A 22,689-nucleotide genomic window follows, 5' to 3' on the forward strand; every position below is an offset into this window, starting at 1 on the left:
CAGCCCAAGTTCAACGCACCAAATGCAGGAACTGCATGTGGCGTTCGTACTGGTCGAGGATGTCGTTGATGATCTGGTCCTTGGTGTAGCCCATCAGGTCGTAGTCCTGGCTGCCTTCGCTCAGGTGCACTTCAGCCCGGTAGTAACGGCGGTTACGCAGTTCTTTGGGGCCCATGCCGCCACGGGCAAACGATGGCGTGAAGTAGCCGCGCATTTGCACCTGGTAGACGAACGGGTGCTGGTCACCATGACCAATCTCAAGGCTGACGTTGTCATTGGCCGGGTCAGGCTGGGTGACAACGTTGAGGCCTTTTTCAAGGAACACCGCGCTCACTTCTTCAATTGCCGGGCGCACCGTGGTGTCCATGAAGCGGTACACCTCGTCCCGCGACGGGAAGTGCACGGCCTGGCTCAAGCGTTGACGCCAGCCACCACGGCCACGGCGCGACACGGCCACCGGGGCCAGCGAGTGCATCTGCGCGATCTTCTTCTGCGACTCCAGGTAGAACGCCTTGTGCAGGCCCCACATCATCAGCAACAGGATCAGCGAGAACGGCAGCGAGGTCAGGACCACCGCCGACTTGAGCGCGTCGATGCTGCCCGAGAACAACAGCGCACTGGTCACCAGCGCGGTCATCCCGCCCCAGAACACCCGCAGCCATTTGGGGCCGTCTTCGTCAGCGCTATTGCCACGCGCCGAGAGGGTCGACAGCACCACGGTGCCGGAGTCGGCCGAGGTCACGAAGAACACAAAACTGATGAACACCGTCACGGCGATCACGGTTTTGCTCCATGGGTAGGTTTCCAGCAGCAGGTACAAGGCCCGCGACGGGTCGTCGATGGCGGCTTGGCCCAACGCCGTCAGGCCGTGGTTGAGCACTTGGTCGATGGCGCTGTTGCCGAAAATCGACATCCACGCCAGGGTGAAGCCCAGCGGAATCAACAGCACGCCAAAGACAAATTCGCGAATGGTCCGGCCACGGGAGATACGCGCAATAAACAGGCCTACAAACGGCGACCATGCGATCCACCAGGCCCAATAGAACACGGTCCAGCCGCCCAGCCAGTCGCTCGGCTTGTTGTAGGCATACACATCAAAGCTCTTGGTCGGCAGCGCGCCCAAATAGTCACCGATGTTCTGGATCAAGGTGTTGAGCAGGTGCTGAGTCGGCCCTGCGAACAGCACGAACAGCAGCAGGGCACAGGCCAGCAGCATGTTGATGTCGGACATCACGCGCACGCCTTTGTCGACGCCCGCGATGGCCACCAGAATGGCCGCGCCCATCATCAGGGTGATCAACCCCACCTGAATCCATTGGGTATGCGGCACGCCGAACAGGTAGTCGAGCCCGGAGTTGAGGTGCAACACCCCAAAACCCATGTCGGCGCCCAGACCAAACACCGTGGCGATGATGCCAAAGCCGTCTACTGCGTAACCGATGGGGCCATTGATGCGTTTGCCGATCAGCGGGTACAACGCCGAACGCAACGCCAGCGGCAGGTTATGCCGGTAGGCAAAGTAGGCCAGCGCCATGCCGACAAAGGCAAACACGCCCCAACCGTGCAAACCCCAGTGCAAAAACAGCAACTGCATGCCTTGGCGCGCCGCCTCGGCGTTACCGGCCGGGCCTTGTGGCGGGTTGAGCATGTGGGTGAGGGGTTCTGACACACAAAAGAAAAATAGCGTGATGCTGATCCCGGCGGCAAAGAGCATGCCCGCCCAGGACAGGTAACTGAACTCAGGTTCGTCGTGGTCGGCACCGAGCTTGATCTTGCCGTAGCCGGACAAGGCGGTGACGACCACGAAGATCAGATACAGGGTCATCGCTAGCATGTAGTACCAGCCGACCGTATTGGCCGCCCAGTTTTGTGCTGCCAGTAGCCATTCACCGGCGGCTTCGGGCAATGAAATCACCACCAGCCCGAAGACCAGAATAAACCCGGCGGCAAAGTAAAAAACCGGCGGGTTCATGCGGATGAGAGACGTCTGCGACGTCGAAGGTGCACTCATGGCAAATACACCTCGCAGCAGTGATACAGGCGTAAAAAGAGCGAGTTCGGCAAAGGTTAGCCTCCTGTTGTGAGCGGGCAGCGGACCACCGGTTTAACTTGAACGAGCATTCAAGTTAAACATGGATGGCGTGTGAGGACTAATCGCTACCCTTGGCTACACGTGTCTTACGTTAGCTCATGGCAAGGTATGACACATGCCCGCGCACGAACGTTCAGCCGTTATGGCACGGGGCTATCCGGGATTTGCCGACGGTAGGTCGCGGGCGGAATTTTAGGGGGTGAAAAAAAATTCCAAAAAATCGAAGCGCTTCGCTTTCTGGTCAAAAAATAGACAAATTCAACGGTCTGATTTCACCCATCCAGATCGCATGATCGGTGTGATCCAGCAGGTCATTGCCCGTGTCGGGGTGCAGAAAGATCACCAGCCCGTGTCGGCTGATAGCCAGCCAGGGCAATACAATGCCGAGCAGCTCGGGGCCGAAGGCCAGTTGGCAGCTCCAGTCGGGATGCGGGCCGACCGGGCGTTCGTGGACGCGGCCCATGCTGATGCCAAATCGGTGCGCCGCTTCTTCGCACAGCGCGCGCGCCTGGTCGATGGTGCTGGCGTCGTAATAGACGTGGGCGTGATAGCCCTTGATTCGTTGCATAAGCGCCTCTTGATGGTGTGCTGCACGCATTATTAATGTGGGAGCGGGCTTGCTCGCGATGCAGACGGTGCGGTGTATGCGAACATCCGCGGCGAGGCCATCGCGAGCAAGCCCGCTCCCACAGAGGTAACCTTGCACGCGCACTCTAAACCCACACTCAGCGAGAGCGTTATGCCCCGGCTCAACCGCACTGCCATCCTGCCATTTCTGAATTGGCTGCCCAAACAAACCCGTGCAAGCGTAGGCCGAGATGCGCTGGTGGGCTTGAGTGGTGCAATTCTGGCACTGCCGCAGTCCATCGCCTACGCCTTGATTGCAGGTTTACCGCCTGAATACGGGCTATATGCTGCCATTGTGCCAGTAATTATTGCGTGCTTGTGGGGCTCGTCGTGGCATTTGATCTGCGGGCCGACGGCGGCCATCTCGATTGTGCTGTTTGCCAGTGTCAGCCCGCTGGCGGTGCCCGGCACGCAGGACTACATCGGCCTGATCCTGCTGCTGACGTTTTTGGCGGGGATTTTTCAGTGGCTGCTGGGGATGCTGAAGTTCGGCGCGCTGGCCAATTTTGTCTCACATTCGGTGGTGGTGGGGTTCACCCTTGGCGCGGCGGTGGTGATTGCCTTGGGCCAGTTGCCCAATGTGCTGGGCGTTGACGTGCCGGGCAAAGCCACGGCGCTGGACAGCCTGCTGACGCTGTTGCGCCATGTGCGCGACTTCGACCCAGCCTCGTTGGGGCTTGGGGTAGGGACGGTGCTGGTGGGCGTCGCACTCAAGCTCTGGCTGCCACGTTGGCCGACGCTGCTGTTGACCCTGGTGCTCGCCAGCCTGGCCGTGTGGCTGCTGCCGTCGGTGTTTGGCCATGTGCAGTTGGTGCAGGCGTTTGTGGGGCGTTTGCCGCCATTTAGCCCGCTGCCGCTGGATATCGAAACGCTGTTGCGTCTGCTCCCAAGTGCTGTGGCGGTGGGCATGCTGGGGTTGGTGACCAGTTTGTCGATTGCCCGCTCGATAGCAGCACGTTCGCAGCAGATGCTCGACGCTAATCAGGAGATCCGCGCACAAGGCTTGTCCAACGTGTTCGGCGCCTTGTTCTCGGGGTATTTGTCCTCGGGATCGTTCACCCGGTCGGGGCTCAACTACGAAGCGGGTGCCCGCTCGCCATTGGCCGGGGTGTTTTCCGCGTTGTGGGTGGCGCTGTTTGCGATCACCGGTTCCGCGCTGATTGCGCACATCCCGATCCCGGCCATGGCAGGCAGCATTTTGCTGATCAGTTGGGGGTTGGTGGACACCCGCGGCATTCGTGCGCTGTGGCGGGTGAGCCGGGCCGAGTTCGCGGTAATGGCGCTGACCTGCGTCGCCACCTTGCTGCTGGAGCTGCAAACAGCGATTTATGCCGGGGTGCTGGCGTCGCTGTTTTTCTACCTCAAGCGCACTTCGCGCCCGCGCATTCAGCAATGGACAGAGGGGGATGAAGAAGTACTGCGGGTCGGCGGGTCGATTTTTTTCGGCGCCAGCCATTACCTGCAAGTGCGTTTGCAACGCACCCAGGGGCAGCGGGTGGTGATCGAGGCGCAGCACATCAACTTTATCGACTATTCGGGGGTTGAGATGCTGCACCAGGAAGCCCGCCGGTTGCTGGGGCTAGGCCGCAGCCTGACCTTGCGCCGGGCACGGGCGCCGGTGGTGGAAGAATTGAAGAAGCTGGAAGGCGCGGACAAGTGCCCGATTTTGTTTGAGGACTGACCTGTAGGAGTGGCCGCCCCGTCTTCGACGCCGCGCTGTCGCGCAGCAAACAGGACAGCGAGTATCTTCGGCATCCCCCAATCGGTTCCCTCTCCTTCGGGAGAGGGCTAGGGTGAGGGGCTCTTGATTTTTTGTGCATATCCGTTGCTGCGGCAACGGCCACTTAGGGTTCCGGCCTTACGCCGTGCCACTTTGAAAAGCGCAAAGTGGCCAAACGCTTTTTGCCCCAACCCCTCGGTGCCTCGCTGTAGCTCGGCATGCCCTCACCACAGGCCTTACTCCGTGGGCCCGCCGCGATCGGCCATCCATGGCCGTGTCGCGGCTAACCCGGCGTCCTGCCGGGTTACCCACTGCGCAACACCTGCGTTCGGCCAGCGTGGTTTAACGGGGCCTCTCAGATCAAAAGCCAGATCAAGATCAAAAGATCGCGAGCAAGCTCGCTCCTACAAGGGGTTTATTGCGCCAGCAGGCGGCGTAGCTCGGCCAGCGCCGGGGCGGTGTCCGGGCGTACGCCGCGCCACAGGTAGAAGGCTTCTGCGGCCTGTTCGGCCAGCATGCCCAGGCCATCCATGACGTGGCCCGCGCCATGCTCGCTGGCCCAGAGGCAAAACGGCGTCGGCGCTTTGCCGTACATCATGTCGTAGCACAGGGTTTGACCCGGCTCGATCAGGCTGCTGGCAATCGGCGGCACTTCACCGGCCAGGCTGGCCGACGTCGCGTTGATGATCAGGTCGACCGGCTCTTTTAACCAGTCAAAACCACTGGCCGCCACCGGCCCCAGGTCGCTGAACAGCTCCACCAGCACTTCGGCCTTTTCGACCGTGCGATTGGCGATGGTCACCGAGGCCGGGCCTTCGGCCAAAATCGGTTCCAGCGCGCCGCGTACTGCCCCCCCCGCGCCAAGAATGAGGATGCGCTTGCCCTTGAGGCTGAAGCCCGCGTTAACCGTCAGGTCGCGCACCAGCCCCGCGCCATCGGTGTTGTCGCCCAGCAGCGTGCCGTCAGCCAGTTTGCTCAGGGTATTCACCGCGCCCGCCCGTTGCGCACGGGCGGTCAGGCTGTTGGCCAGGCTATAGGCGTCTTCCTTGAACGGCACGGTCACGTTGGCACCGCGACCTTGCTGGAAAAACGCCAACGCGCTGCCGCCAAAATCATCCAGCGGCGCGAGCAACGTGTCGTACTGCATCGATTGCCCGGTTTGCTCGGCAAACAGGCGGTGCAGCACCGGCGATTTGCTGTGGGCGATCGGATTACCAAAAACGACGTAACGGTCCATCAGGCAAGCTCCTCGGGCAATGTCAGGCGTTGGCTAACCAGTCGCGGTCTTGCAGAAAGTACTCAGTCAGCCGCGCCTCTTCGGTACCGGGCGCCACTTTCCAGTCATAGCCCCAACGTACGTGGGGCGGCAGCGACATCAGGATCGACTCGGTACGCCCGCCCGATTGCAGGCCGAACAGGGTGCCACGGTCGTGCACCAGGTTGAATTCAACGTAGCGGCCCCGGCGATATTCCTGGAACTCACGCTGCTGGGCCGTGTAGGCGTCGGCCTTGCGGCGCTGCACGATCGGCAGGTAGGCGTCGATAAAGGCATCGCCGATGGCGCGAACAAAAGCGAAGCAGGTGTCGAAATCCCATTCGTTCAGGTCATCGAAAAACAGGCCGCCAATACCACGCGGCTCGTTGCGGTGCTTGATGTGGAAGTAGCGGTCGCACCAGGCTTTGTAGCGCGGGTACACGTCGGCGCCGAACGGTGCGCAGGCTTGCTCGGCCACGCGGTGCCAGTGCACGCAGTCTTCCTCAACGCCGTAGTAGGGCGTGAGGTCGAAGCCGCCACCAAACCACCAGACCGGCTCTTCGCCTTCTTTTTCGGCAATGAAAAACCGCACGTTGGCGTGGGACGTCGGCACATGCGGGTTGTGCGGGTGGATCACCAGCGACACGCCCAGGGCTTCAAAGCCACGGCCCGCCAGTTCAGGGCGATGGGCGCTGGCGGACGGCGGCAAGCCGCTGCCAAACACGTGGGAAAAGTTCACACCGCCTTTTTCGATGACCTGGCCGTTTTCGATCACGCGGGTACGCCCGCCACCGCCTGCCGGGCGCTCCCAGGCGTCTTCAATGAAGCGCGCGCCGCCATCTTCGGTTTCCAGCGCGGCGCAGATACGGTCTTGCAGGTCGAGCAAGTAGGCTTTAACGGCCTCGGTGCGAGTAGTCATGACATCACCTTAAATCGGGCAAAGCGACAGAGCGGGGCCGCCAGCGAAGGGCGGCTAGCATAACACCGCACCCGGCATCGTCGCAGTTGACGAAGATCACGCTAAAGCGTTGGATAGGGGCCTCGTCAATTCAGCAAGGACAGTGCAAATGGCTAAACGTATCCAGTTTCGGACCCTCGGCGGGCCCGAAGTGCTTGAGTATGTCGATTACCAACCTGCCGAGCCGGGCCCGCAACAGGTTCGCGTGCGTAACCAGGCCATCGGCCTGAATTTCATCGACACCTATTTCCGCAGCGGCCTGTACCCGCTGCCCGAGCTGCCATCGGGCCTGGGCAATGAAGGCGCGGGCATCGTGGATGCAGTGGGCAGTGACGTGCACACCGTCAACGTAGGCGACCGCGTGGCTTACGGCACTGGCCCGCTGGGCGCGAACAGCGAGTTCCACGTGTTGCCGGCGGCGAATGTGGTGAAGCTGCCGGACGACATCAGCTTTGAGCAAGCGGCCGCCGTGATGCTCAAGGGCCTGACCGTGCAGTACTTGCTGCGTCAGACCTACGAGGTTAAAGCGGGCGATACCATTTTGTTCCACGCCGCTGCCGGTGGCGTTGGCTCGATTGCGTGCCAATGGGCCAAGGCGCTGGGCGCGAAGTTGATCGGTACGGTCAGCTCGGCTGAAAAAGCCGCGCACGCCAAAGCTTTGGGCGCCTGGGAAACCATCGACTACAGCCACGAAGACGTGGCCCAGCGCGTGCTGGAACTGACCGGTGGCAAGAAAGTCCCGGTGGTGTACGACGGCGTCGGTAAAGACACCTGGCTCACCTCGCTGGACAGCCTGGCGCTGCGCGGGCTGATGGTCAGCTTCGGTAACGCGTCTGGGGCGGTAACTGGCGTGAACCTGGGGATTTTGTCGCAGAAGGGTTCGCTGTACGTGACCCGGCCAACCTTGGCGGGCTACGCCAACACGCCCGAGAACCTGCAAAAAATGGCCGACGAGCTGTTTGAGATGATCCGCACCGGCAAGATCAAAGTTGAGATCAGCCAGCGCTATGCGTTGAAAGACACGGCCAAGGCCCACATCGAGCTGGCCTCGCGCCGCACTACCGGCTCGACGATTTTGTTGCCGTAACACCAAACCTGTGGTCGCTGCTGCAGGCTGCGATAAGGGCCGAAGGACCTTCGCTTTTACAAGCAGGGCCGCTACGCAGCCCATCGCAGCCTGCGGCAGCGACTACAGTTTGTGGGGTTAAGCGGGGCGCACGACCTTGCCGGTCGCCAGGTCGCGGATCAGGCTGGGGTTTTTACGCCCGCCCAAATTGCCGCCCAGGACGTGATCGATCTGGCCACGAAAGTACTGCTCAACTTTTAACCGCGTACGCGCCGCCGGCAAGCCCGCCGGGTTGGCAGACGTGGAAACGATAGGCCCCACCAACGCACACAACTCACGCACCAGCGGGTGATCACTCACGCGCAATGCCACGGTGTCGTGCTGGCCGGTGATCCACTCGGGCAGCAGGCCTTGATGCGGCACCAGCCAGGTGTTCGGCCCAGGCCAAGTGCTGGCCATGCGGTCGATCCACTCCTGGGGGAAGTCTTCGAACAGGAAGTCGAACTGGTGAATGTTGTCGGCAACCAGAATCAGGCCTTTATCCACAGGTCGCGATTTGATCGCCAGCAAACGCTCGACCGCTTCTTCATCCCACGGGTCGCAACCCAGGCCCCAGACAGCTTCGGTGGGATAGGCGATCACGGCGCCCGCATGAATCGCGCGTGCGGCTTGTTGGACGCGCCAGGTGCTGATCATTGAGTGTCTCCAAATAGGTACTGGGCGCAGTGTACTTAGCTGGCGCGAGCAAACCAACGCCCGCCCTCAAGCACCACATGCCCGTCGAGTTCAAGTTCGGTCAACGCCGCCAGCAGCCGGGGCAGGTCCCAACCGCTGGCGCAGGCCAGGGCTTCGCTGGTGTGGGGCGCTGCCTGCAACAATTGCACTAATGGATGACAGCTGTGTGTGAACAGGTCTGCTGTGGATAACGGCATTGAGCGCCAGCCGCGCAGGCCTTCGAGAATGTGCTCGACGGTTTCCACCAGGGTGGCGCCGTCACGAATCAGTTGATGGCAACCGCGCGCGCCGGGGTGGTGGATCGAACCCGGCAAGGCGTAAACCTCGCGCCCTTGTTCCGCCGCCAGACGGGCGGTGATCAACGAACCGCTGGCCACGCTGGCTTCGACCACCAGCACGCCCAACGACAAACCGCTGATGATTCGGTTGCGCCGTGGGAAGTTGCCCGACAGCGGCCCGGCGTCCAGCGGGAACTCCGACACCACGGCGCTGCCGTTGGCAATCATCGCGTCTGCCAGTGCGCGATGGCGCTGTGGATAAAGTTTTTGCAGGCCGGTGCCGAGCACCCCGATCGTCTGCCCGCCAATGTCCAGTGCGGCCTGGTGCGCAACCCCGTCGATGCCCAGCGCCAGCCCGCTGGTAATGACAAAACCGGCACCCGCCAGACACTTCGAAAACGCCGCGGCGGTGTCCAGCCCCGGCCGTGAGGCACGCCGACTGCCGACCATCGCCAGTTGCGGTTTTTCCAGGATGCCGGGGTCGCCCGCCACGAATAACACGGGCGGCGGGTCTTTGATTTCAGCCAATAAAGCCGGGTAATCGGGCTGATCGTGGAGCAACACATGCTGCTTGCAGCCCTCAAGCCAGCGCATTGCAGCGCTGGCACCGTCACGTACTTCGGGGTTGCGCCGGGCCTCGCTGCTGGCGGGTGGCAAGCCCAAGGCCCGCCAGGCACTGGCCGGGGCGCTGAGCGCCGAACTGGCCGAGCCAAAGGCCCGAAACAAGGCGTGGTAGCGCTGTGGGCCGACCTCGGGCAAGCGGTGTAAACGCAAGCGGGCTTCCAGCTCTGCTGGGGAAATATCAGACTGCGACATGGGATCATCCTTGATCTGTTTCATCAGCGTTACGCCAGGGACAACCTGTGGATAACTCTGTTAACAAGTTGTTGGGCACGTGTCAGTAAGCGCCGGCGTAAACGCTCAGTACGGCCTTGAAAAAACGCCGGCAAACCCAACCTTAGTAGAACGCTGCGCACAGACCGCGCCCATTGGTTTCAAACTGCGACGCGCGCGCCACCTGCAGCCGGGCAGCTAGTCGTTTCATCCGGGGTTGAATCCCTTTATTATGTGCGCTCGCGTGAAACGCCAGAGCCCGAGCGGGCTCTCTCTGAAGGAGACGTTTTGCACAGGTTGCCGAGTCTTCAAGACCCCCTGACAACCGTTTTTGAATCTTTCACACAGTGCCCCAATCAAACTTATGGCTATTTTAAACATCCTCGAATTCCCAGACTCGCGTCTGCGTACCATCGCCAAGCCGGTGACGGTTGTGGACGACGAAGTCCGTCAGTTGATCGATGACATGTTTGAAACCATGTACGAAGCGCCTGGCATTGGTCTGGCGGCCACGCAGGTCAACGTGCACAAGCGCATCGTGGTCATGGACCTGAGCGAAGACCGCAGCGCGCCGATGGTGTTTATCAACCCTGAGTTCGAAACCCTGACCGACGAGATGGGCCAGTACCAGGAAGGCTGCCTGTCGGTGCCGGGTTACTACGAAAACGTAGACCGCCCGCAGTTGGTCAAAATCAAAGCGCTGGACCGTGACGGCAAGCCTTTTGAAATGACCGCCGAAGGCCTGCTGGCCGTGTGCATCCAGCACGAATGCGACCACCTGAACGGCAAGCTGTTCGTGGATTACTTGTCTACGCTCAAGCGTGACCGGATCAAGAAAAAGCTGGAAAAACTGCACCGCCAGAACGCTTGATCCTCGGTATAACCCTACGCTTGTCTCGGACTCACTGTAGGAGCGAGCTTGCCTCGCGATCTTTTCAACGATCAAAAGATCGCGAGGCAAGCTCGCTCCTACAGGGTTATTCCCGCCTTCCCCCATTCCAAGTGAGTAATCCATGACTGAGCCACTGCGCATCGTCTTTGCTGGCACCCCCGAATTTGCCGCTGAACACCTCAAGGCGCTGCTCGACAGCCCGTACGAGATCGTTGCGGTGTACACCCAACCGGATCGTCCGGCCGGGCGTGGGCAAAAGCTGATGCCAAGCCCGGTCAAGCAACTGGCGCTGGAACACAACATTGCGGTCATGCAGCCGCCGACCTTGCGCGCAGCCGAGGCTCAAGCCGAACTCGCCGCGCTCAAACCCGACTTGATGGTGGTGGTGGCGTACGGCCTGATCCTGCCGCAAGTGGTGCTGGATATTCCGCGTTTGGGCTGTATTAACAGCCACGCCTCGTTGCTGCCACGCTGGCGCGGCGCCGCGCCGATTCAGCGCGCGGTCGAGGCTGGCGATGCACAAAGCGGTGTGACGGTGATGCGCATGGAGGCGGGTCTGGACACCGGCCCGATGCTGCTCAAATCCATCACCCCCATCACCAGCGAAGACACCGGCGGCACCCTGCACGACCGTTTGGCCGAGCTGGGCCCACCGGCCGTGATCGAAGCCATTGCCGGCCTGGCTGACGGCACCTTGCAAGGCGAAGTGCAGGACGACAGCCTGGCGACTTACGCCCACAAGCTCAATAAAGACGAAGCACGCATCGACTGGAACCGCCCGGCAGTGGAGCTGGAGCGGCTGATTCGTGCGTTTAACCCGTGGCCGATTTGCCACAGCACGCTCAACGGTGAAGCCCTGAAAGTGCTGGCCGCCACCCTGGCAGACGCCCAGGGCGAACCGGGTCAGATCCTCGCAGCCAGCAAAGACGGCCTGATCGTGGGCTGCGGTGAAGGCGCGCTGTGCCTGACCCGTCTGCAATTGCCCGGCGGTAAAGCGCTGAGCTTCAGCGATTTGTTCAACAGCCGCCGTGAGAAGTTTGCCGTGGGTACTGTTCTGGGCGCCGCACAATGAACCCGCGTCTGGCCGCCGCCAAGGCACTGACCGCCGTACTCAACGGCAAGGCATCGCTCAACAGTTCGTTGCCGTTGCAACTGGACAAGGTTGAAGCCCGCGACCGCGGCCTGACCCAGGACCTGGCGTTTGGCACCGCACGCTGGTATCCGCGCTTGTCGGCATTGGCCAACAAGCTACTGCAAAAACCCTTTAAGGCCGCCGATGCCGACGTTGAAGCGCTGTTGCTGGTGGGCTTGTACCAACTGCTGTACACGCGGGTGCCGGCCCACGCGGCCATTGGCGAAACCGTTGGCTGCGCCGACAAGCTGAAAAAGCCCTGGGCCAAAGGCCTGCTCAACGCCGTGTTGCGCAACGCCCAGCGCGACAGCGAAGCCTTGCTGGCCGAGCTGGAACACGACCCGGTGGTGCGCACCGCGCACCCGCGCTGGCTGCAAAAATCATTAAAAGCGTTCTGGCCTGAGCAGTGGGAAGCCATCTGCGCCGCCAACAACGCGCACCCGCCGATGATTCTGCGGGTCAATCGCCGCCATAAAACCCGTGATCAGTACCTGCAATTGCTGGCTGAAAGCGACGTGCAGGCCCAGCCGTGTGTGTACAGCCGCGACGGCATTGTGCTGGCCGAAGCCTGCGATGTGCGCAATCTGCCGGGCTTTGCCGAAGGCTGGATCAGCGTGCAGGACGAAGCCGCACAGTTGGCCGCCGACCTGCTCGATCTGGCCCCCGGCCAGCGCGTGCTCGACGCCTGCTGCGCACCGGGCGGCAAGACGTGCCACATTTTGGAAGCCGAGCCCCAGCTTGCGGGCGTGGTGGCGGTCGACCTGGAAGCCAAGCGTCTGGCGCGCGTGCGTGAAAACCTCGAACGTCTGGGCCTGAGCGCCGAGCTGATTGCCGCCGATGGCCGCGACACCGCGACCTGGTGGGACGGCAAGCCGTTCCAGCGCATCCTGCTCGATGCCCCGTGCTCTGCGACGGGCGTGATCCGCCGCCATCCGGACATCAAGCTGACTCGCCAGCCGGACGACATCGCCGCCCTCGCCAGCCTGCAAGGCGAGCTGCTGGACGCCATGTGGCAGACCCTGGAAGTCGGCGGCATCCTGCTGTACGCCACCTGTTCGACCTTACCGACCGAAAACACCGAAGTGATTGAAGCCTTTTTGGCCCGCACGCCCGGTGCGCGCGAGCTGGACATCGCCGGGCAGTTCGGCATCAAGCAACCTCACGGGCGCCAATTGCTGGCGCAAGAGGGTGGGCATGACGGTTTCTATTACGCCAAACTGATCAAGATCGCTGCCGCACGCGGCTAACGACAGGAACAGGGAATCACGGCATGAAAATCATCATCCTCGGCGCAGGGCAGGTCGGCGGTACGCTGGCCGAGCATTTGGCCAGTGAAGCCAATGACATCACCGTGGTCGACACCGATGGCGATCGCCTCCGCGATTTGGGTGATCGTCTGGATATCCGTACCGTGCAGGGCCGTGCTTCGCTGCCCAATGTGCTGCGCCAGGCGGGCGCCGACGATGCCGACATGCTGGTGGCGGTGACCAACAGCGACGAGACCAACATGGTCGCGTGCCAAGTAGCCTACACGCTGTTTCACACCCCGACCAAAATCGCCCGGGTGCGCGAATCGGCCTACCTGACCCGTGGCGAAGAGCTGTTCGATAACGACGCGATTCCGGTCGACGTTCTGATCAGCCCCGAGCAGGTTGTGACCAACTACATCAAGCGTCTGGTTGAACACCCCGGTGCCTTGCAGGTGATCGACTTTGCCGACGGCAAGGCGCAGTTGGTGGCGGTCAAGGCGTACTACGGCGGCCCGTTGATTGGCCAGCAATTGCGCCAGTTGCGCGAGCACATGCCGAATGTGGACACCCGGGTTGCGGCGATTTTCCGACGTGACCGGCCGATTACGCCCCGTGGCGACACGGTGATTGAGGCCGACGATGAGGTGTTTTTCATCGCCGCCAAGGCCAACATTCGCGCCGTGATGAGCGAAATGCGCCGCCTCGACGAAAGCTATAAACGCATTGTGATCGCCGGGGGCGGGCAGATTGGCGAGCGCCTGGCCGAGGCCATCGAAAGCCGTTATCAGGTCAAGATCATCGAGATGAGCCCGGCCCGCTGCCGCTATTTGTCTGACACCCTGGACAGCACCGTGGTGCTGCAAGGCAGCGCGTCAGACCGCGATTTGATGCTCGAAGAGAACATCGCCGATGCCGACCTGTTTCTGGCCCTGACCAACGACGATGAGGCCAACATCATGTCCTCGTTGCTGGCCAAACGCCTGGGCGCAAAAAAGGTCATGAGCATCATCAACAACCCGGCTTATGTGGACTTGATCCAGGGCGGCGAAATCGACATCGCCATCAGCCCGCAGTTGGCCACCATTGGCACCTTACTGGCCCACGTGCGCCGTGGCGACATTGTCAGCGTGCACTCGCTGCGCCGGGGTGCGGCGGAGGCCATCGAAGCGATTGCCCACGGTGATTCGAAGTCGAGCAAGGTGATTGGCAAGCGCATCGGTGAAATCAACCTGCCGCCGGGCACCACCATTGGCGCGATCATTCGCGACGACGAAGTGCTGATTGCCCACGACGCCACGGTAATCAATGCTGGCGACCACGTGATTTTGTTCCTTGTGGATAAAAAGCATATTCGCGACGTAGAGAAGCTGTTCCACGTGGGTTTGAGTTTTTTCTAGGGAGTCAGGGATGCTGGAGTCATTGGAAAAAATGTTGGCCAAGGGTGTGGATAACTCGCTGCTGCGCTTCGGGCTGGGCAAGGGTTATCTCGACCTTGGGGATAACCTCAAGGCGGCGGAACATTTGCAGCGCTGTGTTGAATTTGACCCCAAGTACTCAGCGGCCTGGAAGCTGCTGGGCAAGGCCCGATTGGCGGCGGGCGACCGTGCAGCGGCGCGTGAAGCGTGGGAGCAGGGGATCATCGCGGCCCAAGGCCATGGCGACAAACAGGCCGAGAAAGAAATGACCGTGTTTTTGAAGAAGCTTGAGAAGCAACAGCCCTCACCCTAGCCCTCTCCCAGAGGGAGAAGGCACCGACCGAGTTGTTTTCAGGCATTCAAAGCAGCACGTTCAGAACGACGAAAATCTTCGAATATCCCCCGGTCGGCTCCCTCTCCTGGGGGAGAGGGTTGGGTGAGGGGGATGTGGCTTCAGTACCAGCGCGCCTCGCCCGGCGGGCGTTTTTTGAAGCGTTTCATGCTCCACATGTATTGGCTCGGGTAAGCCCGCACGTACTTCTCCACCACTTGGCTCATGGCCGCGCAGGCGGTTTCGGTGTCGGTGCTGTACATGGCTTCGGGCGCCGCTTCCAATATCACTTTGAACCCCGAACCGTCCGGTAAACGCACCGCGTGCAGGAACACACCCACCGCTTTGCCACCCGCCAGCATGTTGGGCACAAACTTGCTGGTCAGGGCCGTGGTGCCGAGGAACGGTACAAAAATACCCGCTGATTCTGCCGGCTCCGGGTCTGCCGGAATGCCGACCTGACCGCCTTTGCGCACCTCTTTGATGACACTCAAGATGCCCTCTTTGGTCGACGCGGCCACGCGGTTGCCCAGCTGTACGCGCTGTTTGCGCAGCAGTTCGTCAACGGCCTTGAGCTTGGGCGGGCGGTAGAAAATGATCGGTTTGCACTGGCTGCAATAGAAGTGGTTAAGCACTTCCCAGTTCCCCAGGTGGCTGGTGATGCCGACCACGCCTTTGCCGGAAGCGAGGGCGTCTTTGAGCACGTCCAGGCCTTCGACTTCGCGCACCAGGTCAATGGAGCGCTGGGCGGGCCAGATCCACGCGCAAGCGCTCTCGGTCAGGCTTTTGCCGATGTCTTTGAGGCTTTGGCCGACCAATTGTTCACGGGCAACCGGGTCCATTTGGGGGAAGCACTTGGCCAGGTTGATCCGCACCACGTCGCGCGAGCGATTGGGCAGTTTCCACATCAGCCAGCCGATGGCCGAGCCCACGTGTTGCACCGCGCCCCAAGGGAGCATGGCAAACAACCGTAAAGCCCCGACCAGCAAGGCGCCTTTAAACTTTTCCACAGGGTCTTTCCCGTCTTCATAGTGCATCGACAACCCTTGTGGGAGTGGGCTTGCTCGCGATTCAGGCAACGAGGTGCATCAGGATCACCGCGTAGAGGCCATCGCGAGCAAGCCCGCTCCCACAGGGCCGGTGTATAAAAAAGGCATTCTAACCGGCGTTGGACAGCTCAGCGTAGCGGTCGCAGGTGGTGGCGTGGTCCATGACCATGCCGCTGGCCTGCATGAAGGCGTAGCAAATGGTCGGGCCGACGAAGGTAAAACCGGCTTTTTTCAAACCTTTGCTCATGGCTTCGGCCTCAGGCGTAACGGCCGGGAATTCATGCCGTTCGGTGAAGTGGTTGATCTTGGGCTGGCCGCCAACGAACGACCACAAAAACTCAACCGGGTCTTTGAGCGCCAGCCAGGCCTGGGCGTTACGCCGCGCGCCGGTGACTTTCAAGCGGTTGCGCACGATGCCCGGATCGAGCAGCAAGGCCTCTATCTCGGCGTCTGTCATGACCGCCAGGCGCTGCACATCAAAACCAAACATGACCTTGCGATAATGCTCGCGTTTGCGCAAAACCGTGATCCACGATAAACCCGCCTGGAACCCTTCGAGCAATAACAACTCGAAGAGCGCATGCGCATCGCGCAACGGCACGCCCCACTCTTGATCGTGATAGGCCGCATATAACGGGTCGTCAGGGCACCAGAAACAACGTGGCATAGAGGCTCCAAGAGGTGGAGGCGCGACCGAATCGGGTATACTCCCGCTCTTTAAATCGCAGCCCAAGAAACAGGTGAATTTGTGAGCCAGCCTACGCCAGCAGTGCGTACCTTCCAAGACTTGATCCTCGCCCTCCAGCAATACTGGGCCGAGCAAGGTTGTGTGGTGCTTCAGCCCTACGATATGGAAGTGGGCGCCGGCACTTTCCATACCGCCACGTTTTTGCGCTCTCTGGGCCCAGAAACCTGGAACGCCGCTTATGTGCAGCCCAGTCGTCGCCCGACTGACGGCCGCTACGGCGAAAACCCTAACCGTCTGCAGCACTACTACCAGTTCCAGGTGGTATTGAAGCCAAACCCGCCTAACTTCCAGGAGCTGTACCTGGGCTCGCTGAAGCACATCGGCCTGGACCCGCTGGTTCACGATATCCGTTTTGTCGAAGACAACTGGGAATCGCCGACCCTGGGCGCCTGGGGTCTGGGCTGGGAGATCTGGCTCAACGGTATGGAAGTCACCCAGTTCACTTACTTCCAGCAAGTAGGTGGCATTGAGTGCTACCCGGTGACCGGCGAAATCACCTACGGCCTTGAGCGTCTGGCGATGTACCTGCAAGGCGTGGATTCTGTCTACGACCTGGTCTGGACCGACGGCCCGTTCGGCAAAGTGACCTACGGCGACGTGTTCCATCAGAACGAAGTCGAGCAGTCGACTTACAACTTCGAACACGCCAACGTCGACAAGCTGTTTGAACTGTTCGATTTCTATGAAAGCGAAGCCAAGCGCCTGATCGAACTCGACCAGCCGCTGCCGCTGCCAAGCTACGAAATGGTGCTCAAGGCATCCCACACCTTCAACCTGCTGGACGCGCGCCGGGCCATCTCGGTGACCGCACGTCAGCAGTACATTCTGCGGGTGCGTACCCTGGCGCGTTCGGTGGCTCAGGCGTATCTCGAAGCCCGCGCCAAGCTGGGCTTCCCGATGGCTCCACCCGATTTGCGTGATGAAGTGTTGGCTAAGTTGGAGGCTGCACAATGAGTGCTCAAGATTTTCTGGTTGAACTGGGCACTGAAGAACTGCCGCCAAAAGCCCTCAGTACCTTGGCCGACGCGTTTTTGGCCGGTATCGAAAAAGGCCTGCAAAGCGCCGGTCTGAACTTCAAGGCGAAAAAAGTCTATGCCGCGCCGCGCCGTCTGGCCGTGCTGCTGACCCAACTCGACACGCAACAGCCTGATCGCAGCATCAACATCGACGGCCCGCCTCGCCAAGCCGCGTTCGACGCTGAAGGCAACCCGACCCAAGCAGCCCTGGGTTTTGCCAAAAAATGCGGCGTTGAACTGAGCGAAATCGATCAGAGCGGTCCAAAACTGCGTTTCAGCCAGGTGATCATCGGCAAGCCGACCGCCAGCCTGCTGCCGACCATCGTTGAAGACTCGCTGAACGATTTGCCGATCCCCAAGCGCATGCGCTGGGGTGCACGCAAAGAAGAATTCGTGCGTCCAACCCAATGGTTGGTGATGCTGCTGGGCGATGAAGTCATCGACTGCACCATCCTCGCGCAAAAGGCGGGCCGTGATTCCCGTGGTCACCGTTTCCACCACCCGGAAAACGTGCGCATCTCCTCGCCTGCCAACTACCTCGAAGACCTGCGCAAAGCCTACGTGCTGGCAGACTTCAATGAGCGTCGCGAGCTGATCTCCAAGCGTGTGGCTGAACTGGCCACGATGCAGGAAGGCACCGCGATCGTGCCGCCAAGCCTGCTCGATGAAGTGACCGCGCTGGTGGAATGGCCGGTGCCACTGGTGTGCTCGTTCGAAGAGCGCTTCCTGGACGTGCCGCAAGAAGCCCTGATCACCACCATGCAGGACAACCAGAAGTATTTCTGCCTGCTGGACGTCGATGGCAAGCTGCTGCCGCGTTTCATCACCGTGGCCAACGTCGAGAGCAAAGATCCGAAACAGATCATCTCGGGTAACGAGAAGGTGGTTCGCCCACGTCTGACCGATGCCGAGTTCTTCTTCAAGCAAGACAAAAAACAGCCGCTGGAGAGCTTCAACCAGCGCCTGCAAAACGTGGTGTTCCAGGCGCAACTGGGCAGCGTTTACGACAAGGCCGAGCGTGTGTCCAAGCTGGCCGCGTTCATCGCCCCGCGCATTGGCGGCGACGCTCAGCGCGCAGCCCGTGCAGGCTTGCTGTCCAAGTGCGACCTGGCCACTGAAATGGTCGGCGAGTTCCCGGAAATGCAAGGCATCGCCGGTTACTACTACGCCCTCAATGATGGCGAGCCAGAAGATGTCGCCCTGGCGCTGAACGAGCAGTACATGCCGCGCGGTGCGGGCGCTGAACTGCCAGAAACCCTGACCGGTGCAGCGGTGGCCATCGCTGACAAGCTCGACACCCTGGTGGGTATTTTCGGCATCGGCATGCTCCCAACCGGTAGCAAAGACCCGTATGCACTGCGTCGCGCAGCGCTGGGCATCTTGCGGATTCTGATCGACAAAAAGCTCGACCTCGACCTGACCGAAGCGGTGAACTTCGCCGTGTCGGCGTTCGGTGCCAAGGTCAAGTCGGCCGGTCTGGCTGACCAGGTGCTGGAGTTCATCTTCGACCGCCTGCGTGCGCGTTACGAAGACGAAGGCGTGGACGTGGCGACGTACCTGTCGGTGCGTGCGTTGCAGCCGCGTTCGGCGCTGGACTTCGATCAGCGTGTGCAAGCCGTTCAGGCCTTCCGCCAGTTGCCGGAAGCCGAAGCCCTGGCCGCTGTGAACAAGCGTGTATCGAACCTGTTGAGCAAAGTGGAAGGCAAGATTTCGACGAATGTCGAAGCCAAGTTCTTCGACAACGCCAGCGAGTTCTCGCTGTACTCGGCCATTCAAAAGGCGGACGAAGCGGTACAACCGATGGCCGCTGCTCGTCAGTACAACGAAGCGCTGACCCGTCTGGCCTCGCTGCGCGAGCCGGTGGACGCGTTCTTTGAAGCGGTGATGATCAACGCCGATGACGCCAGCGTGCGGGCTAACCGCTACGCCTTGCTGGCCCGTCTGCGCAGCCTGTTCCTGGGCGTCGCTGATATTTCGTTGCTGAGCTGAGGGGCTGGTGTTGAAACTGCTGATTCTCGATCGGGACGGTGTCATCAACTATGACTCCGACGCTTACATCAAGTCTGTCGAGGAGTGGATCCCGCTCCCCGGCGCGATTGAGGCGATTGCGCAGTTGAGCAAAGCGGGCTGGACGGTTGCCGTGGCAACCAACCAGTCCGGCATTGCCCGCGGCTATTACGACCTCGCCACACTGGACGCCATGCACGCACGCCTTCGCGCGTTGGTGGCCGAGCAGGGTGGCGAGCTTGGGCTGGTGGTGTATTGCCCTCACGGGCCCGATGAAGGCTGCGCATGCCGCAAGCCAAAGCCGGGCATGTTGCACACAATCGCCAAGCATTACGGTGCAGATCTGACCGAATGCTGGTTTGTGGGTGACAGTTTGGGTGACTTACAGGCTGCTGAGGCCGTCGATTCACAGCCTGTTTTGGTAAAAACCGGAAAAGGCCTACAAACTTTGACCAAAGTGTTTCCGGTTAATACCCTAATATTTGACGATCTGGCGGCAGTTGCCGCAGAACTTATCCACAAATAGGGCAGGTTTGAACACGCGCCGGCATTCTGTGCACAGGCCTGTTCAGTCATGCCTTATCCGCAACGGTAAATGTCGCTATGTCGATACTGCAGGCCATCAGAACTTTCTTCTTTTACCTGCTGCTGGGCACCAGCTCTCTGCTGTGGTGTTCACTGAGTTTTTTTGTCGCGCCCTTTTTGTCGTTTCCTGCGCGTTATCGCTTTATCAACGTGTATTGGTGCCGCTGCGCGTTGTGGCTGACGCGGGTGTTTTTGGGCATCAACGTCAAGGTTACCGGGGCTGAACACATCCCTGAGCGCCCGTGCGTGATTCTGGCCAACCACCAAAGTACCTGGGAGACGTTTTTTCTCTCGGCCTACTTTCAGCCGTTGAGCCAGGTGCTCAAGCGCGAACTGCTGTACGTGCCGTTTTTTGGCTGGGCGATGGCGATGCTGCGCCCGATTGCGATTGACCGGGACAACCCGAAAGCGGCGCTCAAAGACATCGCCAAAAAAGGTGATGAGCTGCTCAAGGACAACATCTGGGTGCTGATTTTCCCTGAGGGCACGCGTGTGCCTTACGGTCAGGTTGGCAAGTTTTCCCGGGGCGGTACCGCGCTGGCGGTGAACGCCGAGTTGCCGGTGCTGCCGATTGCCCACAACGCGGGTAAATTCTGGCCTAAAACCGGTTGGGCCAAGCGCCCTGGCACCATTGAAGTGGTCATTGGTGAGCCGATGTACGCTAACGGCAGCGGCCCACGGGCGATTGCCGAGCTCAATGAGCGGGTACAAACATGGAATGAAGACGCTCAGCGGGCCATGGGTTCCTTGCCACCGGTGGCGGTGCAAACCGAAACAGTGGTGAACTGAGCGGATTGTGGATAACGTGTGCACAAGTTTTGGATTTCTTTTGAAATACAGTCATAACTCGATGATTTATATGCTTATTTCTCGGTATGACTTTTGAACAGAAAACGTGCATAAGTTTTTCTAACGCCTAAAAAAACCGACCTTTTGGTCGGTTTTTTTTGCTTTCATTTCTGTAGGAGCGAGCTTGCCTCGCGATCTTTTGATCTTTTTAAAAGATCGCGAGGCAAGCTCGCTCCTACAGTTATTTCGTTAAACCTTATCGATATTCACATGCCGGGTTTCTTTGAGGAACAGCATCCCCACCACGAAGCTGACGCCGGTGATGACGATCGGGTACCACAGCCCGTAGAAGATATCCCCGGTGTACACCACCAGCGCAAACGACACGGTCGGCAGGAACCCGCCAAACCAGCCGTTGCCGATGTGGTAGGGCAGGGACATCGAGGTGTAGCGGATCCGCGTCGGGAACAGCTCAACCATCACCGCCGCCAGAGGGCCGTAGGTCATGGTGGCGATGAGCGTCAGCACCACCATGATCAACACCACCATCGGCTGGTTCACGGTGCTTGGGTCGGCCTTGGCCGGGTAGCCCGCGGCGGCCACGCTTTCGCGCAGGGCAGCTTCGTTAAAGCCGATGATCTTTTGCTCACCCACGGTCACCAGTACGTCAGCGCCGGCCGGGGCAGACTGCGAGACGTAAGGCAGGCCTTGTTTGACCAGGAAAGTTTTGACCTTGTCGCACGGGCTGTCAAAACGCGCTTTACCCACAGGGTCGAACTGGAAGGTACAGGTGGCCGGGTCAGCCGTGACCACAATTGGTGACTGGCGGCTGGCGGTGTCGATCTGCGGGTTGGCGTAATGGCTCAGGGCTTTGAACAACGGGAAGTACAGCAGGGTGGCCAGCAACAGACCGAGCATCAAAATCGGCTTGCGACCGACTTTATCCGACAGCCAACCAAAGAAGATGAAGAACGGCGCGCCGATGACCACGCTAATAATCAGTAGCATGTTGGCCTGGGCCGGGTCCATCTTGAGCATTTGCGTCAGGAAGAACAGCACGTAGAACTGCGCCGCATAGAAGGTCACCGCCTGGCCTGCGTTGATGCCGAACAGGGCGATGAGGACGATTTTCAGGTTTTCCCATTTGCCGAACGATTCACGGATCGGCGATTTACTGGTTTTACCTTCAGCCTTCATTTTTGCGAAGGCAGGCGACTCATGCATGCTCATGCGGATCCAGGTCGAGATGCCCAGCAGCACGATGGACAGCAGGAACGGCAAGCGCCAGCCCCACACTTCAAACTGATCGCCGGTGAGGTAGCGGCAGCTCAACACCACCAACAGCGACAGCAGCAGGCCCAAGGTGGCAGTGGACTGAATCCAGCTGGTGTTGAAACCACGCTTGCCGGGGGCGGCGTGTTCGGCCACATAGGTCGCCGCACCGCCATATTCCCCGCCCAGCGCCAAGCCCTGGAGCATGCGCAGGAGCACCAGCATGATCGGCGCAGCAATGCCGATGCTGGTGTAGGTGGGTAGCAGGCCGACCGCAAAGGTCGACAGGCCCATCAGAACGATGGTCATGAGGAAGGTGTATTTTCGCCCGATCATGTCGCCCAGGCGACCAAAAACCAAGGCCCCGAACGGTCTCACCAAGAAGCCGGCGGCGAAGGCCATCAAGGCAAAAATAAACGCGGTGGTGTCGTTAACCCCTGAAAAGAACTGCTTGCTCAGGACGGTCGCCAGCGCGCCATACAAGAAAAAGTCATACCACTCGAACACCGTCCCGAGGGATGACGCGAAGATGATCTTTCGTTCTTCACGGCCAGTCGTCCCCTTGGCGGGGGCTGCTGCCGATTGTGCAATTGAGTCCGACATATTCAATGTCCTCGGCCCTGTGGGCCACAGTGATT

General features: G+C 60.4%; 20 protein-coding genes. 11 read left to right on the top strand and 9 right to left on the bottom strand.

Features of this window, described 5'->3' with window-relative positions:
- Positions 1 to 10 precede the first annotated feature (10 nt).
- Positions 11 to 1,972, bottom strand: a complete 1,962-nt coding sequence (betT, locus tag GHO32_RS18230) for a choline BCCT transporter BetT (RefSeq protein ID WP_218576903.1) — start codon at positions 1,970 to 1,972, stop codon at positions 11 to 13.
- Positions 1,973 to 2,333: 361 nt separating this feature from the next.
- Positions 2,334 to 2,660, bottom strand: coding sequence for a DOPA 4,5-dioxygenase family protein (locus tag GHO32_RS18235; RefSeq protein ID WP_123750627.1), 327 nt, complete (start codon positions 2,658 to 2,660; stop codon positions 2,334 to 2,336).
- 171 nt (positions 2,661 to 2,831) lie between these two features.
- Between GHO32_RS18235 and GHO32_RS18240 the strand changes: the two genes are divergently transcribed.
- Positions 2,832 to 4,400, top strand: a complete 1,569-nt coding sequence (locus GHO32_RS18240; RefSeq protein ID WP_153335039.1) for a SulP family inorganic anion transporter — start codon at positions 2,832 to 2,834, stop codon at positions 4,398 to 4,400.
- A 454-nt stretch (positions 4,401 to 4,854) separates the two neighbouring features.
- On the opposite strand, the gene aroE is transcribed toward GHO32_RS18240, so the two are convergent.
- Positions 4,855 to 5,676: a shikimate dehydrogenase gene (gene aroE / locus GHO32_RS18245; protein WP_153335040.1), complete on the bottom strand. Its 822-nt coding sequence runs from the start codon at positions 5,674 to 5,676 to the stop codon at positions 4,855 to 4,857.
- Positions 5,677 to 5,698: 22 nt separating this feature from the next.
- A complete protein-coding gene (gene hemF / locus GHO32_RS18250; RefSeq protein WP_153327931.1) occupies positions 5,699 to 6,613 on the bottom strand; it encodes an oxygen-dependent coproporphyrinogen oxidase in 915 nt (304 codons plus the stop codon).
- A 148-nt stretch (positions 6,614 to 6,761) separates the two neighbouring features.
- On the opposite strand from hemF, the gene GHO32_RS18255 reads away from it, so the two are divergent.
- The gene (locus tag GHO32_RS18255; protein WP_153335041.1) at positions 6,762 to 7,739 is read left to right on the top strand and encodes an NADPH:quinone reductase; all 978 of its coding nucleotides are present in this window, start codon (positions 6,762 to 6,764) and stop codon (positions 7,737 to 7,739) included.
- A gap of 117 nt (positions 7,740 to 7,856) precedes the next feature.
- Here GHO32_RS18255 and GHO32_RS18260 read toward each other — a convergent pair whose 3' ends face one another.
- Positions 7,857 to 8,414: an L-threonylcarbamoyladenylate synthase gene (locus GHO32_RS18260; RefSeq protein WP_048373942.1), complete on the bottom strand. Its 558-nt coding sequence runs from the start codon at positions 8,412 to 8,414 to the stop codon at positions 7,857 to 7,859.
- A 35-nt stretch (positions 8,415 to 8,449) separates the two neighbouring features.
- Positions 8,450 to 9,547, bottom strand: a complete 1,098-nt coding sequence (gene dprA / locus GHO32_RS18265) for a DNA-processing protein DprA (protein ID WP_153338305.1) — start codon at positions 9,545 to 9,547, stop codon at positions 8,450 to 8,452.
- Positions 9,548 to 9,929: 382 nt separating this feature from the next.
- On the opposite strand from dprA, the gene def reads away from it, so the two are divergent.
- The 5 genes from def (at position 9,930) to GHO32_RS18290 (ending at position 14,567) form a co-directional block, all read left to right on the top strand.
- A complete protein-coding gene (def, locus tag GHO32_RS18270; RefSeq protein WP_123750622.1) occupies positions 9,930 to 10,436 on the top strand; it encodes a peptide deformylase in 507 nt (168 codons plus the stop codon).
- Positions 10,437 to 10,578: 142 nt separating this feature from the next.
- Positions 10,579 to 11,529 carry a methionyl-tRNA formyltransferase gene (gene fmt / locus GHO32_RS18275; protein WP_153335043.1) on the top strand — a complete coding sequence of 317 codons (951 nt, stop codon included), beginning with the start codon at positions 10,579 to 10,581 and terminating at the stop codon, positions 11,527 to 11,529.
- Positions 11,526 to 12,836, top strand: a complete 1,311-nt coding sequence (rsmB, locus tag GHO32_RS18280) for a 16S rRNA (cytosine(967)-C(5))-methyltransferase RsmB (protein WP_153338306.1) — start codon at positions 11,526 to 11,528, stop codon at positions 12,834 to 12,836. Before fmt ends, rsmB begins: the two co-directional genes overlap by 4 nt.
- 23 nt (positions 12,837 to 12,859) lie before the next feature.
- Entirely contained in the window at positions 12,860 to 14,236 is a 1,377-nt protein-coding gene (trkA, locus tag GHO32_RS18285) for a Trk system potassium transporter TrkA (protein WP_123750620.1), read from the top strand.
- A gap of 10 nt (positions 14,237 to 14,246) precedes the next feature.
- Complete coding sequence (locus GHO32_RS18290) at positions 14,247 to 14,567, top strand: hypothetical protein (RefSeq protein ID WP_153334545.1); 321 nt, start codon at positions 14,247 to 14,249, stop codon at positions 14,565 to 14,567.
- Positions 14,568 to 14,707: 140 nt separating this feature from the next.
- Here GHO32_RS18290 and GHO32_RS18295 read toward each other — a convergent pair whose 3' ends face one another.
- Both GHO32_RS18295 and GHO32_RS18300 read right to left on the bottom strand, forming a co-directional pair.
- Positions 14,708 to 15,595, bottom strand: a complete 888-nt coding sequence (locus tag GHO32_RS18295; protein WP_048373948.1) for a lysophospholipid acyltransferase — start codon at positions 15,593 to 15,595, stop codon at positions 14,708 to 14,710.
- 148 nt (positions 15,596 to 15,743) lie between these two features.
- Entirely contained in the window at positions 15,744 to 16,301 is a 558-nt protein-coding gene (locus GHO32_RS18300; RefSeq protein ID WP_048373933.1) for a DNA-3-methyladenine glycosylase I, read from the bottom strand.
- An 81-nt stretch (positions 16,302 to 16,382) separates the two neighbouring features.
- Between GHO32_RS18300 and glyQ the strand changes: the two genes are divergently transcribed.
- From glyQ to GHO32_RS18320, 4 genes are all read left to right on the top strand, one after another.
- Entirely contained in the window at positions 16,383 to 17,336 is a 954-nt protein-coding gene (gene glyQ / locus GHO32_RS18305; RefSeq protein WP_003437964.1) for a glycine--tRNA ligase subunit alpha, read from the top strand.
- Positions 17,333 to 19,387, top strand: a complete 2,055-nt coding sequence (gene glyS, locus GHO32_RS18310) for a glycine--tRNA ligase subunit beta (protein WP_153334543.1) — start codon at positions 17,333 to 17,335, stop codon at positions 19,385 to 19,387. The genes glyQ and glyS overlap by 4 nt, the downstream gene beginning before the upstream one ends.
- Before the next feature lie 4 nt (positions 19,388 to 19,391).
- Entirely contained in the window at positions 19,392 to 19,931 is a 540-nt protein-coding gene (gene gmhB, locus GHO32_RS18315) for a D-glycero-beta-D-manno-heptose 1,7-bisphosphate 7-phosphatase (protein ID WP_178113908.1), read from the top strand.
- Between the two features lie 77 nt (positions 19,932 to 20,008).
- Positions 20,009 to 20,779, top strand: a complete 771-nt coding sequence (locus GHO32_RS18320; protein WP_153334539.1) for a 1-acyl-sn-glycerol-3-phosphate acyltransferase — start codon at positions 20,009 to 20,011, stop codon at positions 20,777 to 20,779.
- A gap of 249 nt (positions 20,780 to 21,028) precedes the next feature.
- On the opposite strand, the gene GHO32_RS18325 is transcribed toward GHO32_RS18320, so the two are convergent.
- Positions 21,029 to 22,654 (bottom strand): MFS transporter, encoded by a 1,626-nt coding sequence (locus tag GHO32_RS18325; protein ID WP_153334537.1) that lies wholly within the window; start codon positions 22,652 to 22,654, stop codon positions 21,029 to 21,031.
- Positions 22,655 to 22,689: the final 35 nt, after the last annotated feature.

It is taken from the genome of Pseudomonas sp. FSL R10-2189, assembly GCF_009600325.1.
GTDB classification, from domain to species: domain Bacteria; phylum Pseudomonadota; class Gammaproteobacteria; order Pseudomonadales; family Pseudomonadaceae; genus Aquipseudomonas; species Aquipseudomonas helleri.